The organism is Tenacibaculum crassostreae (assembly GCF_964512405.1).
Lineage (GTDB): Bacteria > Bacteroidota > Bacteroidia > Flavobacteriales > Flavobacteriaceae > Polaribacter > Polaribacter crassostreae.
This window is the reverse complement of sequence record NZ_CAZELE010000002.1, coordinates 110,456-124,257: the sequence shown is the minus strand read 5'-3', so window position 1 is coordinate 124,257 and position 13,802 is coordinate 110,456. Positions and strand designations below refer to the sequence as shown.

The window sequence follows — 13,802 nt, the reverse complement described above, 5'->3', positions numbered from 1 at the left end:
GGGGAACAAACTAATGTTCTTTAAATATAATAATTTATTATTAAACAAGTTCCTTTTTCTGGTTTCGATGTGAGTTTTACCTCTGCGTTAATCAATTTTCCTCTTGCTTTCATGTTTTGTAAACCAAGTCCTTTTAAGCTAACTCTGTTAACATCAAAACCAACGCCGTTATCGTGCGCTTTTATTTCTACTGAGTTTTCTTTGTAATGAAGAGTAACATCTAGTTTAGAGGCTTTTGAATGTTTAATAGTGTTAGAAAAAAACTCTTGGAGAATTCTGAAAATAACAATTCCATGTTTTTGATTTACTTCTTGTTCTTTTCCTTTTATTTCAAGGCTTGCTTCTATATAGTTAAGGCGATTAAATCTTTCTATTTCTATTTCTATCGCTTTTCTTAATTTAATACTATTGATAAAATCTGGGTTAATTACTTTTGAAAGTGCTCTTACTTCTTTTAAGCTTTTGGTAATAATCTCAGAGATTTCACTCATATTATCAGGTGACGCGTGCTGCAATTGTATATTAGCTAAAGTTAAGAGTTGCCCGATATTATCGTGCAACTCCCAACTTATATTTCTTAAAGTTTCCTCTCGTATTTCTATTTGAGTTTCTGCAATTTCACGTTCGTAACGCTTTTTGTTTTCTGCGCGTTCTAACAATAGTTTATTCTTTCTACGCTGAAACACCGTAAAAAGTAATATCAAAAAAACAATAATTACTAAAAGAACTACTGTTGTTATTAATAAGATTCTTCCCCCTTGTTGCTCCATATTAATCCAAAAGAAATAATGAGATTCATTAGAATAATTAAAAAATCTAAAATAGGGAACAGTTCTCTATCCCTCATATAATTCCAAAAGCTAAAAAAAGGAATTGTAGATAAATAGAAAATTAAAAACCCAACAGATACCCAAAACGGCAAAATCTTTTTATAATTGATTATTTTTTCTGACAGCAACAATTCTCTTAAATATAAAAAAACAAGCATCCCAACATTGAATGCACCTACGATGATTGTAGATCGAAAATATTTCTGACTAAAAAAAATTAAGCACCATAAAACAAATATAACTGCTAATAAAAAATACGAAATGATTAAATATTTTTTATCATATATTAACTTATAATACAATAAAAATATTAAGGTGTTTTCAAAAAACAAATATAAATGGTAAACTAAAAAGTTATGCCCTCCTATACTGCTTAAGTAAGCCCCTGTCAATTCAACAACAAAAGTAACAACTAAAAAAAGTGATAATAAGCCTAAAAAAAAAGTTCTTTTTTTTATAAAAACAATACAACTTAAAATGGCTGTTAAAATCTGAAAAAGTAAAGGAGCATCTAATAGATTCATTTGTTAATTAATAACTTTAATATTAATCCTTACCATAAGGAGGCTCAAGATTTCCTTTGTTTCCAGCACCACTATCATCATCACCAGGAGGAGTTAAACTCATAAACCCAGCTTTGTTTTCTTTCAACACTTTAATGGAATAATTATAATCTACTCTTTTTCCTTCTTCAAATTCTTCTTTTGAGTTATAAATCCAGTTGTAACCATTAGCTGCTAACGCCTCTTTAAAGGTTACTAATTTGCCTTTTTTAGTAGATTGCACAGGATCAAAAGCAACTTGTTTACCGTCTATAGTAGTGGTTGGAATGTAAATTAAATCTTGATAACTCTTACCTGTACCGTTATAATCCGGTTTTGCAGCAGAAATAAAGCTAATTCCCGTAATCTCAATTTTTGCTTTTTTACTTAAACTCTCAATATGTCCTAAATAGTTTTTAAAATTCTGATAATTATACGTGTTAATACGAGAATCAGGATACCCAAGTGCTTTCTCTAAAGGAGCTATTCTTGTTGTGTCGTAGTTACGTAACATTTCAACAATTTCAGGGTAGTTTAGCATTTCATTTGTTCTTCCAAGATCAGAATAACAAAATGTTCCTTCTGGCAGTTGTGATTGCCAATCATCATGTTCACATTTGCATTGGTGCTTTTCACAAGAAACAGCAAAACTCATTACAAAAGCTAAAAACAATAAACGTAATAGGTTAGTTTTCTTCATAATAAAAATGATTTTTAATTTCTTTAAATATAGAATGTTAATTTTTAATAAAAAAAACGAAAACAAAAAAAGTCTTTTTAAAAACTGAAATACCAATTATTTAAATAGTCGTTGAAATTTCACAAACAGGAAAAACACCCTTAAACTGTCAAGAAATAAACTATTTGTTTTTCATTCTATACACTCTTGTTTTTTATGAAGTATTTCAGAAGAGTTTTTATATTTTTACCCTATGAATAAAATTGAACACATTGGTATTGCTGTAAAAGATTTAGAAAAATCAAACACTTTATTTGCAGCTCTTTTTGGAAAAAAGCACTACAAAATTGAAGAAGTTGCTAGCGAAGGTGTAAAAACATCTTTTTTCAAATCTGGACCAAATAAGATAGAATTGTTAGAAGCGACAAAACCTAATAGTCCTATTGCTAAGTTTATAGAAAAAAAAGGGGAAGGAATTCATCACATTGCTTTTGCAGTTGATAACATAAAAGAAGAAATTAAACGTTTACAAGAAGAAGGTTTTATTGTTTTAAACGAAACACCTAAAAAAGGAGCTGATAATAAATTGGTTGCTTTTTTGCATCCTAAAACTACAAATGGCGTGTTAATAGAACTATGCCAAGAGATAGTAGATTAGGGCACTTTTAAAAACTAAATATTTGTATCTTGCAACGTCTTAAAATCAGCATGTAATAATGACAACCTCTTTTGATTCTTTTCAAAAACGCCGTTTACAATCATCATACGTATCAGTAGTAGTAAGTATTGCACTTGTATTATTTATGATTGGTGTTTTAGGATTGGTTTTATTAAAATCTACCAAAGTTGCCAATCATTTTAAAGAAAAAGTAGTAATGACGCTTTTCTTGAAAGATGATGTAGCTGACAAGAACATTGAAACTCTTAAAGAGTCCATTCAAAAAGAAACTTTTGTAAATAAAGTGGTTTACATTCCAAAGGAAGAAGCTGCTAAAGCTTACAAAAAAGATTTAGGTGAAGATTTTTTACAATTTTTAGGAGACAATCCGCTTAAAAACGGAATCGACATCTACTTAAAAGCCGATTATGTTACTCCAGAGAAAATGTCGGAGCTAGAAACCACGTATGAGAAAAACAGTTTTATTGCTGAAGTAAATTACGACAAACCCTTGGTAGAACTACTAACTAAAAACATTCAACGCATTAGCTTTTGGTTGTTAGTTTTAAGTGGTTTTTTCGGATTGGTAGCTATTATTTTAATCAACAGTTCAATTCGATTATCAATTTACTCAAAACGATTCAACATAAAAACCATGCAAATGGTAGGCGCAACAAAAAGTTTTATTCGCAGACCTTTTATTTGGCAAAGTATCCGATTAGGAATGTTAGGTGCTTTCATAGCGATTAGCGGATTATCAATTCTAATTTATTATGTTGATAAATACATTCCTACTTTAGAATTATTAACTGATTATGTAGCCTTAAGTTATGTTGCTGGAGGAATTATTCTTGTTGCTTTTTTCATCACTTGGATAAGCACTTTCTTTGCAACTCAACGCTTTTTAAACCTACAAACAAACGATTTATACTACTAGTATTAAAATTTTATGAAAAAAGATAATTCACCAAAACAAGAATTTCTGTTCGGTAAACGAAACTACATTATTATGTTAATTGGTATTGCTGTAATTGCCTTAGGATTTATTTTGATGGCGGGTGGCGGAAGTGACGACCCAAATGTTTTTAATCCTGAAATTTACGGTTGGCGTAGAATTCGTTTAGCACCAACCTTGGTAATTATTGGTTTCGGTATTGAGATTTATGCTATTTTTGCCAATCCTAAAAAATAAACATGGATTTATTAGAAGCAATAATCCTTGGAATTATTCAAGGACTTACCGAATTTTTACCGGTATCATCTAGCGGACATTTAGAATTAGCTAAAACACTTTTTGGCGACACCTCTGTACCACAAGAAAGCTTAACTTTTACTGTTGTTTTACACGCTGCAACTGCACTGAGTACCATCGTTATTTTTAGAAAAGAAATTGCTGAAATTTTAAAAGGACTTTTTCAATTTAAATGGAACGAGGAAATGCAGTTTTCTGTAAAAATCATTTTGTCTATGATTCCCGCAGTAGTTATTGGGCTTGCTTTTGAAAAAGAATTAGAAAGTTTTTTCGGTGGAAAAATATTATTAGTAGGCTTCATGCTTTTAGTAACTGCGGTATTACTTTTACTTGCCGACAAAGCCAAAAACACCAATAAAAAAGTTTCATTCACTAATGCTATTATCATCGGTATTTCCCAAGCAATAGCAATGTTACCAGGTATTTCTCGTTCTGGGGCAACTATTTCTACATCTGTTTTATTAGGCGTAGATAGAACTAGAGCTGCACGTTTTTCTTTCTTAATGGTTGTTCCATTAATTTTAGGAAAAGTAGCTAAAGATATTTTAAGTGGAGATATTAACTTTCAAAGTTCTGAAATCGTACCACTTTCAGCAGGTTTTATTGCTGCTTTTATTTCTGGTTTATTAGCATGTACTTGGATGATTTCTTTGGTTAAAAAGAGTAAATTATCATACTTCTCTTTATACTGTGCAATTGTTGGTTTAATTGCAATCGGATATTCTTTATTTTTCTAAATGACTGCAGAAGATTACAAAAACGGACAAATTTTATTGATTGACAAACCACTAGAATGGACTTCTTTTCAGGTGGTAAACAAACTACGTTGGCATATTCGCAAACGATTTAACATCAAAAAAATTAAAGTAGGACATGCTGGAACTTTAGATCCCTTAGCTACAGGGTTATTGATTATCTGTACAGGAAAACAAACTAAGAATATTAACGAGTACCAAGGTCAGATAAAAGAATATACCGGTACTTTTGTTATTGGAGCAACTACACCAAGTTACGATTTAGAAACCGAAATTAACGAGACCTTCCCAACCGAACATATTACTGAGGAATTACTACACAAAACTACTGAGCAGTTTACAGGTAAAATTCAGCAAAAACCACCTATTTTTTCAGCAATTAAAAAAGATGGAAAGCGCTTATATGAATTAGCTAGAAAAGGTGAGACTACCGAAATTAAAGCTCGTGAAGTTGAGGTTAGCGAGTTTGAAATTACCAAAATTGAGTTACCAAACGTTGAGTTTAGAATTGTGTGTAGCAAAGGAACCTACATTCGATCTATCGCTAACGATTATGGTGTAGCACTTAATTCTGGAGCCCATTTATCTGTATTACGAAGAACTAAAATTGGAGATTTTTCAGTAGAAAAAGCACAAAGTGTTGATGAATTTATCGATTCGTTAGAAATGGAATAATTTTTGTGTATCAAAGCAAAAATTAGCTGTTACTATGAAAAGAATTTTACTACTCGTTGTTTTTCTAACAACTCAATTAACTTTTTCTCAAGAAAGCTACAAGAAACCTTATTTTACTGCAAATCTTAGCACAACATTCGCTATTAATGAAGATTACACCTTAGATCCTGATGATGACGAATCTTTTTTTGAACCTGCTTCCATTTTAATTCGTTTAGGTGCAGGATATCAATTACACAGACGTTGGCAAGTGGGTATTAACGCTGGTTTTGATCATCATTTTAGGTTTGGAATTAACGCGATTCCTTTCTACGGAAGTTTACGTTACAACGTTATTGAAAAGGATAATGATAATTTATTTGTAGAATACAGTCACGGAAAAATGTGGAGACCTTCTTCTAAATATGAAGACGGAAATTACTACGGATTTGGACTTGGTTTACAAATAACAGGAGAAAGTAGATGGAACACTATTATTCGTTTAGATTATCACCGAAAAGCCATTCAAAATTTTGAAAACGGTCATTTAGATAGCGTTTCAATCGGAGTTGGATTTTCTTTCTTTTAGTAGGAAAACCTAATTTTTGCACTCAAAATTTATTTCAAAAATCTACTATACCAACTTTCGGTAATAGGTACTTCCCAGTAATTTTCTAACTCACCTTTGGTTTGCACTAAATTATCAAAAACTAATGTTTTAGCAGACACCGACTTCTTTTTAAGCAACGTTTTAAATTCTTTTACATCTTTGTACTGAATAAATTCACCTTGCTTAAAACATACATTCATTTTATCTAACAACTCAACTTCATACTCTTGTTGAAGCTGTAAAACAAACGCTACTTGGGCATCAATATCTGCATTCGTTAACTGAACATCTTCTTCAGCAGCAAAAACTATAAAACGGTTGTATTTTAACTCAAATGATGCTTTGAAGTTTTCATCATTACTTTTCCAAGCATCAACAAAATCCTTTAACTTTTCATTCAAATCATCGATTTCTTGCGGATAGAATTTTCGGTTTGATGGATACACCCAAACTTTCGCTTCTTCTGATAAGGTATTGAAATCTACAAACATATTTATTAGTTATGGACGCAAAGATACAGAAAACAATTCCCCTTCTCGATAAAAATCAAAAAGGGGAATTCATAATTTTCTCAGGTTATTTTTTACAACATAGACATAATATCTTCTTGTGTGTTTACTCCTTTATTTTTGTTGTACCACACTTGTAAATCTTCTTTAAAAGTAGCATCTAGACTTCCGTTTTTAGCTTTATAATCAACAACCATTTGAGTAGCTTCTGTTGGTCTCGGACCCCAAGTATTTATCACCTGATTATCTTTATCTAAAGCTATTAACTTCGGAATAGACCTTCCTCCATTCGTTAAAAAAGCATCCATCAACTCTAAGTTTTCATCTCTTAAAACTAATTTCAAATTGATGTTTGTATTTTCTTCTGCAATTTTATTAATCACAGGAATATTTTGTGCTGCATCTCCACACCAACCTTCTGTTAACACTAACCAAGTTTGCGGTTCTTTGATATCTTTAACTTTTGCAAGTGTTTCATCAGTAAGTTTAATCGTTTTATCTAAACGTTTCATACGTTTATCATTCAACTTACTGTAGTTTAATAAATCTTCTGATTGATTTAGCCCTGTTGATTTACCTTCAGTCAACAAACCACTCACTAAATCTCTGTATTCTGTATAAGACAATGCTTTACCTAAGCTGTTCTTTATAATTTCTTTCATCGCTAACATATTGTTATTACAAAAATATTTCATCTACACTAAAGTGTTCGTAACCTAAGTTACACTTGAGTATAAAATCGAATACGTAGACGGAAATTTTAGTCTAGACTTACACTTGAGCAGATTCTTGCTTTTTAGCTTGTAGATTTGTGATGATGTCTTTAGACATCGAAGCTAAATCAAACTGATGTCTCCATCCCCAATCTTTTCTTGCTGCAGAATCATCAATAACCTGAGGCCAACTATCAGCTATAGCTTGTCTAAAATCTGGATTATAAGTAATGGTAAACTCTGGAATGTATTTTTTAATCTCATTAGCAATTTCTTTCGGAGTAAAACTAATTGCTGCTAAGTTGTATGAAGTTCTTGTTTTAATAGTCTCTTCATCTGCTTGCATTAATTGAATCGTAGCGTTGATAGCATCGTCCATATACATCATTGGCAACCGTGTGTTTTCAGATAAAAAACACTCAAAAGTTCCTTTTTCTAAAGCATCAAAATAAATATCAACAGCGTAATCAGTAGTTCCTCCACCAGGTAAAGTTTTCCAACTAATAATTCCTGGATAACGAATGCTTCGTACATCTACTCCGTATTTATCATGGTAATAATTACACCAGTGTTCGCCAGCAACTTTACTAATTCCATAAACTGTAGATGGCTCCATAATGGTTTGTTGTGGTGTATTCATTTTTGGAGATGTTGGTCCGAATGCCGCCATAGAACTAGGCCAATACACTTTTTCTATATGCTTTTCTTTAGCCAACTCTAACACCGCTAATAAAGAAGTCATGTTTAAATCCCAACCTTTTAACGGATATTTTTCAGCAGTTGCTGATAACATCGCCGCCATTAAATATACTTGGTTGACCTTATATTTTTGAATAACACTTAATATTTGTTCTTGATTTGTAGCATCAATAATTTCAAAAGGACCTGCATTCATCATTTCTGCATTTCCTTCTCTAATATCAGAAGCTATTACATTATCTTTTCCGTAGATAGAACGTAATTTTTGCGTTAATTCTGTTCCAATTTGCCCGCAAGCTCCTAAAATTAATATGGTATCATTCATTTTTAAATATTCAAAAACATATAGTTGCAAAGTTATCAAATTTAAGATTTCGCAAAAAATATTTATTCTTTTTTAACTATCAACAACACAACACGCTAACAAGTTGATTTAAAACTTCTAATTAATACACACAACTAATACCAAGTAAAATATGTACTTTTATCGTTTTAATTTTTTGTGTAAAATGAGACGTTTTTTATTTGTTATTGCTGCTTTTTTAATTCTTTTTTCTTGTCAGAAAAAGAAATCTCAAAACACTGAAACTCCTTTAAAAACAGAAATGAATGTTTCGGTAGAACATTCAGATTACTCAAAAGTAAAAGAAGATTTTTTACAAGAAATTAGACCTTGGAAAGAATATTTTATTGTTGAAGATTTTTTGCAAGAACTTAAAAACACCACGCCAACCGAAGCTTTAAATAACGCTTTAGAACTAAAAACACTTACCAAACACTTAAAGGATAGTTTAAATATTGAACCTCTAAAAACTTCATCCTTTAAAGCACGTATTAATGTTTTTGAAAACGAAACTTTACGTTTAGCTGATATGACCTACATTCCTTCTATTTCAGCAAATGAAGTGAACGGTCAAGTTGAAAAGATTATGGTAATTTTTGGAAGTGTTAACGATAAAATAAACACTGTTTATACCAAGAAGAAATTTGACAGTGAAATAAATATTGATAGCCTTTTTAAGAATCAATAGTTTTTAAAGCTTCGTAAATTAAATTACTTTCAAAACCACGATATAAGAGATAGTCTGCTATTTTCTTTTTTCTTTTGAATTGATTGGTTTCAGTAACTGATTCGTTTTTTTTCTCTACTAATTCATATAAGGTTTTAATATATTCTTCTTCATCAATTTCTTTTAAAGCAGATTTTATATTGTAAACCGAAATATCTCTGAATTTTAATTCTCTAACAATTCGTTGTTTTCCCCATTTTTTTATTCTGAATTTTCCTCTTGCAAAACTTTTAGCAAAACGTTCTTCGTTTAAAAAGTTATGCTCTAATAAGTGAAGTAATATATGTTCACGAGCTTCAGGGATTAAACGGTATTCCTTTAATTTTTCTTCAACTTCTTTATGACATCGATCTTGATACACACAGTAATGCTCTATTTTCCTTTTTATTTCTTCAACTGTAAATACCTGCTTATTCATAAAGCAAAAATACAATGCTACTTCCAGTTATTTAAAAAAGAAACTACCTTTTCTTTATAACTAGCTCCAATTGGTATTTCTATAGAATTTACTTCTATATCGTTAACCGTAAACGCAGAAATTTTATCTATATTAATGATATATGAACGGTGTACTCTTAAAAAGTTTTTATCTCTTAACTCTTCCTCTATTTCACTTATACGATATTTTGAAACAATTCTTTTATCATTGACAGTGTGGATTTTTACATAGTCTTTCAAACTTTCGATGAATAGGATATCCTCGACAATTACCTTATGAAACTTGTTTCCTGATTTTATTAGCATAAATTCATCTGAAGACCCTTGTCTTGATTTATTCTCTACTGGTTTAGCATTATCTTTTAAAAAACGATCTACTGCTTTAAAAAAGCGTTCGAAGGTTATAGGCTTAAGTAAGTAATCAATCACACCTAAATCGTAACTTTCAATAGCATAATCTCTATAAGCAGTTGTAAAAATTGTCTTAGGCGGACTTTTTAGTGTCTTTAAAAAATCAATTCCAGTTAAATTAGGCATTTTAATATCTAAAAATAGTAAATCCACTTCTTGAGTATTTAATATTTCAAATGCTTTTATAGCATTATTACAAGTAGCGACAACCTCTAAATTATCTATTTTGGCAATGTGCTTTTCTAATAATTTTATTGCTAAAGGCTCATCATCTACCAATAAACATTTTACTTTTCTACTCATTTTATTGATTTACCCTTAAAGTTACTTCAAATTTATTTTCTGATTCTAAAATATCTAACACATAAGCGTCTTTGTAGATTAAATCTAACTGTTTTCGAACGTTTGGTAATCCTAAATTTCTTTTATTATTTGGTTGATAATCTTTAGACACCGTATTTGAAATCTTAAAAATAAAATCTGAACCTTTATTAGAAACATAAATATCTATTATAGGAGAACCACTATCCTCTCCTGCTCCATGTTTAAAAGCATTTTCTACTAATGATAATAAAATTAACGGAGGAACTTCAGTATCGTTTTCTACTTCTTCATTAAAAGTAACCTGTAAGCGTTCGTCGTAACGCAATTTTTCTAACTCAATAAAGTTTTTAAGTAACTCTATTTCGTTAGACAATAAAACAAACTTTCCATTGCATCTATATAAAACGTGGTCTAAAATATCAGATAATTTACTTATTGATGTAGATGTTTTTGGTGAATTGATTACAGAAAGTGAATAGATATTATTCAAGGTGTTGAATAAAAAGTGAGGATTTAACTGCCCTTTCAGTGTCTTTAATTCTATTTCTGATTTTTCTTTAGCTAATATTAACTTTTTCGACTTTTCTCTTTCATCTTCAAAGTAATATTTTACAGCAACAAAAACCAACGTATTCAATAAAATATTGGGTATATACTTAGCCAATAACCACCTATAATCAGCAAAAATTTCTTGTATAGATTCTTGTTCAAAAGGAGGTGTTCTAATAAAAGGTTCGGCAACATGCACTACCAGAACTCTACTTAGTACACCGAATAAATAAAAAGCTAGCACAAAAACTATAATAGCTAAAACATATCTCTTTACTTTTATGAATTTCGGAATCCACAAATAAGCTATGAAGTAAGAAGCTATTATTTCAGGAATAAAGCATATAGATATAAATATCAATGCTTTAGCGAGCATAAACTTTTGATTTTCACTATTTACAATAATATCCCTAAAAACATCTAAACTAAAAAGAACAAGCCAAAATAGTATATGACGAAAAAGTCTATTATTTCTAATATATTCTGAAATTTTATCAAGTATATTCATCAATACAAAAATAAAAGCAATTCCTTCACTTTTATAATAAATAGACGAAACTTAATTTTTCACCCCCAAACGTAACCTTTTTACTCCCTAAACTGTCTAGCCTCTACAAATTATTGTAATCGTCGATTTTACACCTCTGTTTATCTATTAACAAAACTCTGAAACCAACTTTGTTTCACATTTGCAGTATAATTAAAAATGAAAAAAATGAAAAAAGTATTTTTTATGCTCATTCTATTAAGTATAACTAAGCTAACAGCTCAAATAACCATTACAGGAAAAGTACTCGAACAAAACTCTAAACTACCTTTAGAGTTTGCTACAGTTATTTTAACTAACCCAGAAACTAATCAAATTATAGCTGGTGAATCGACTAACGAAAACGGACAATATATTATAAAAACAAAAAAAGGAACGTATAATATTAAAGTTGAGTTCATTGGTTTTAAAACCAAAACCATCAACAATTTTACAATAAACAACAGTCAAACAATTCCTACTTTTTCTTTGGAAGAAGATGCTGAAAAACTAGAAGAAATAGAAATTACTGCCGAGAAATCTACCACAGAATACAAACTTGATAAACGTGTATTTAATGTTGGAAAGGATTTGATTTCTAAAGGTGGCTCTGTAACTGATGTATTAAACAATGTTCCTTCTGTAAATGTAGATATTGAAGGAGGGATAAGTTTAAGAGGAAATCCTAACGTTCGTATTTTAATTAATGGAAGACCTTCTGTTTTAACAGCAAATAACGGATTAGAATCTATTCCTTCAGAAACTATAGAAAAAGTAGAAGTAATTACCAATCCGTCTGCTAAATATGATGCTGAAGGTACTGCGGGAATTATCAACATTATATTAAAAAGAAACAAAAAAGGAAGCTTTGGAAGTTCATTACAATTAACCACAGGAATACCAGATAATCACAGAATTAATTATAACGTCAATTATAAGAAAGAAAAATTCAATTTATTTTCTAACATCGGGTATAGATACATGAAATTTGATGGTAGTGGTTATTTAAATAGAGTAAACTTCGACGCGACTAATAATCCAATCTCTTTTTCTAATAGAACAACAGAAAGTACAAGAAGCAGAAGTACTTTTAATATTTATTTTGGAAGTGATTATTACATCAACGATAAAAACACCATTACTTTAAGCTACTACCACAGAAACAACTTAAGTAAAAACACCGTAGATTATAATTTTGATTTTTTAAACAGTTCTCATCAAACAGACAATAAAATTGTAACACAAGAATTTTATAGAGAACCTCAAAAAGCAAATCAAATTGAATTTAACTATGTAAAAACCTTTGACAAAAAAGGGCAAAAATTCACGTTAAATCTACAATACGACTTTTGGAACGATGATGAAAATGAATTAGTAAACGAACAACAACTAATACCAGTAACCAATATTATAAACACCTTAAAAAGTAGAGATATAGAAAGTAGTAAAGACTTTTTATTTCAGTCTGATTTCAAATTACCTATTACTAAGGAGTCTCATATAGAAATGGGAATAAAAGGAGAAATCAGGAATATTGATAGTGATTATAAAGTTTGGGACAATACAGTTTTAATAGATAGTTTAGATAACTTATTAAAATATAATGAACGTATCTACGGAGCCTATATTCAATATGGAAATCGAAAGAGCAAACTGCAGTATTTGTTAGGTTTACGTGCTGAACATGCAAACACAGGAAGTACTGATAGAAAGAATCAATTTAGAACAGATAAGAGTTATACCGATTTATTCCCTACTGCTCATTTAACCTATAATTTTAATCAAGCAACCAATTTACAATTAAGCTATAGTAGAAGAATTCGTCGTCCTAGTTTCTGGCACTTAAATCCGTTTGGTGGTATTTCAGATAGAAGAAATATTCGTATTGGTAATCCTGATTTAAATCCAATGTACACTAACTCTTACGAAGTAGGTTTTTTAAAGCGTTGGAAAAAGTTTACTTTAAACCCTTCCATATACCATCAAAGAACTACCAATGTTTTTGAAACTTTAGTTACAGCAAATTCTTTTGGAGCATTGGTTTCTAAACCAATTAACTCAGGAACTGAAAAAAGGTTTGGAGCTGAATTAGCTTTAAGCTACTCTCCTTATAAATGGTGGAGATTATCTAGTGAGTTTAACTATTTCTCTTTTACACAACGTGGAGTTTATATGGTAGACGATAACAACTGGTCTACTCGAGTAAACTCTCGAATGAAGTTTTCTAAATTAACTATTCAAGCAAGTTTTAATTACCAAGGTGAACGAGAAAGCGGACAAATATTTACAGATGCTCAGTATAGGTCAGACATAGGAATCAGTAAAGATTTTTGGAACGACAAAGCAACCTTAACTTTAAATATGAATAATATTTTTGATTCTCGAGAACGTAAACAACTAATTACAGGAGAAGATTATACAGCATATCGTTATGAAAGACCAATAGGTCGTTTTTCTTCACTAACTTTCATTTATAGATTTAATAGAAGTAAAAAAGACAGGGATCGCTTACCAGATTAAAACTCATTTACTCAATTAAACTAATATAAAAAAGGGTTGAAACTAATAAGCTTCAACCCTTTT

Annotated in this window: 17 protein-coding genes; 8 read left to right on the top strand and 9 right to left on the bottom strand. The window is 30.2% G+C overall.

The features are described 5' to 3' along the window. Positions 1-20: 20 nt before the first annotated feature. Genes ACKTST_RS01560 through ACKTST_RS01550 form a run of 3 tightly spaced genes read right to left on the bottom strand, consistent with a single transcriptional unit; the run spans position 21 to position 2,072 of the window. A complete protein-coding gene (locus ACKTST_RS01560) occupies positions 21-770 on the bottom strand; it encodes a sensor histidine kinase (RefSeq protein ID WP_408046036.1) in 750 nt (249 codons plus the stop codon). Beyond that, complete coding sequence (locus ACKTST_RS01555; RefSeq protein WP_408046035.1) at positions 740-1,354, bottom strand: hypothetical protein; 615 nt, start codon at positions 1,352-1,354, stop codon at positions 740-742. Before ACKTST_RS01555 ends, ACKTST_RS01560 begins: the two co-directional genes overlap by 31 nt. Before the next feature lie 22 nt (positions 1,355-1,376). Continuing rightward, entirely contained in the window at positions 1,377-2,072 is a 696-nt protein-coding gene (locus tag ACKTST_RS01550; protein ID WP_408046034.1) for a hypothetical protein, read from the bottom strand. Positions 2,073-2,304: 232 nt separating this feature from the next. Here ACKTST_RS01550 and mce point away from each other — a divergent pair, with 232 nt between their 5' ends. From mce to ACKTST_RS01520, 6 genes are read left to right on the top strand one after another with little or no spacing between them, the layout of a single operon-like run. Then, positions 2,305-2,709 carry a methylmalonyl-CoA epimerase gene (gene mce, locus ACKTST_RS01545; protein WP_408046033.1) on the top strand — a complete coding sequence of 135 codons (405 nt, stop codon included), beginning with the start codon at positions 2,305-2,307 and terminating at the stop codon, positions 2,707-2,709. Positions 2,710-2,767: 58 nt separating this feature from the next. After that, positions 2,768-3,646 carry a cell division protein FtsX gene (locus ACKTST_RS01540; protein ID WP_408046032.1) on the top strand — a complete coding sequence of 293 codons (879 nt, stop codon included), beginning with the start codon at positions 2,768-2,770 and terminating at the stop codon, positions 3,644-3,646. Positions 3,647-3,658: 12 nt separating this feature from the next. Continuing rightward, entirely contained in the window at positions 3,659-3,901 is a 243-nt protein-coding gene (locus tag ACKTST_RS01535) for a DUF3098 domain-containing protein (protein ID WP_408046031.1), read from the top strand. Positions 3,902-3,903: 2 nt separating this feature from the next. Further along, the gene (locus ACKTST_RS01530; protein WP_408046030.1) at positions 3,904-4,698 is read left to right on the top strand and encodes an undecaprenyl-diphosphate phosphatase; all 795 of its coding nucleotides are present in this window, start codon (positions 3,904-3,906) and stop codon (positions 4,696-4,698) included. Then, positions 4,699-5,391, top strand: coding sequence for a tRNA pseudouridine(55) synthase TruB (gene truB / locus ACKTST_RS01525; protein ID WP_408046029.1), 693 nt, complete (start codon positions 4,699-4,701; stop codon positions 5,389-5,391). 34 nt (positions 5,392-5,425) lie between these two features. Beyond that, complete coding sequence (locus ACKTST_RS01520) at positions 5,426-5,959, top strand: hypothetical protein (RefSeq protein ID WP_408046028.1); 534 nt, start codon at positions 5,426-5,428, stop codon at positions 5,957-5,959. Positions 5,960-5,988: 29 nt separating this feature from the next. Here the strand turns inward: ACKTST_RS01520 and ACKTST_RS01515 are convergent, their stop codons facing one another. The 3 genes from ACKTST_RS01515 to ACKTST_RS01505 all read right to left on the bottom strand — a co-directional run bounded on the left by ACKTST_RS01515 (position 5,989) and on the right by ACKTST_RS01505 (position 8,226). Next, complete coding sequence (locus ACKTST_RS01515) at positions 5,989-6,471, bottom strand: ABC transporter ATPase (protein ID WP_408046027.1); 483 nt, start codon at positions 6,469-6,471, stop codon at positions 5,989-5,991. A 92-nt stretch (positions 6,472-6,563) separates the two neighbouring features. Beyond that, positions 6,564-7,151, bottom strand: a complete 588-nt coding sequence (locus tag ACKTST_RS01510; RefSeq protein ID WP_408046166.1) for a thioredoxin family protein — start codon at positions 7,149-7,151, stop codon at positions 6,564-6,566. A 109-nt stretch (positions 7,152-7,260) separates the two neighbouring features. Further along, positions 7,261-8,226 carry an NAD-dependent epimerase/dehydratase family protein gene (locus tag ACKTST_RS01505; RefSeq protein WP_408046026.1) on the bottom strand — a complete coding sequence of 322 codons (966 nt, stop codon included), beginning with the start codon at positions 8,224-8,226 and terminating at the stop codon, positions 7,261-7,263. Between the two features lie 184 nt (positions 8,227-8,410). On the opposite strand from ACKTST_RS01505, the gene ACKTST_RS01500 reads away from it, so the two are divergent. Continuing rightward, the gene (locus tag ACKTST_RS01500; protein WP_408046025.1) at positions 8,411-8,932 is read left to right on the top strand and encodes a hypothetical protein; all 522 of its coding nucleotides are present in this window, start codon (positions 8,411-8,413) and stop codon (positions 8,930-8,932) included. Here the strand turns inward: ACKTST_RS01500 and ACKTST_RS01495 are convergent. From ACKTST_RS01495 to ACKTST_RS01485, 3 genes are read right to left on the bottom strand one after another with little or no spacing between them, the layout of a single operon-like run. Further along, entirely contained in the window at positions 8,919-9,389 is a 471-nt protein-coding gene (locus ACKTST_RS01495; protein WP_408046024.1) for a regulatory protein RecX, read from the bottom strand. The genes ACKTST_RS01500 and ACKTST_RS01495 overlap by 14 nt on opposite strands. Before the next feature lie 17 nt (positions 9,390-9,406). Beyond that, positions 9,407-10,123: a LytR/AlgR family response regulator transcription factor gene (locus ACKTST_RS01490; RefSeq protein ID WP_408046023.1), complete on the bottom strand. Its 717-nt coding sequence runs from the start codon at positions 10,121-10,123 to the stop codon at positions 9,407-9,409. Position 10,124: 1 nt separating this feature from the next. After that, the gene (locus ACKTST_RS01485) at positions 10,125-11,069 is read right to left on the bottom strand and encodes a sensor histidine kinase (protein ID WP_408046022.1); all 945 of its coding nucleotides are present in this window, start codon (positions 11,067-11,069) and stop codon (positions 10,125-10,127) included. Between the two features lie 339 nt (positions 11,070-11,408). Here ACKTST_RS01485 and ACKTST_RS01480 point away from each other — a divergent pair, with 339 nt between their 5' ends. After that, positions 11,409-13,739 carry a TonB-dependent receptor domain-containing protein gene (locus ACKTST_RS01480; RefSeq protein ID WP_408046021.1) on the top strand — a complete coding sequence of 777 codons (2,331 nt, stop codon included), beginning with the start codon at positions 11,409-11,411 and terminating at the stop codon, positions 13,737-13,739. Positions 13,740-13,802 lie beyond the last annotated feature (63 nt).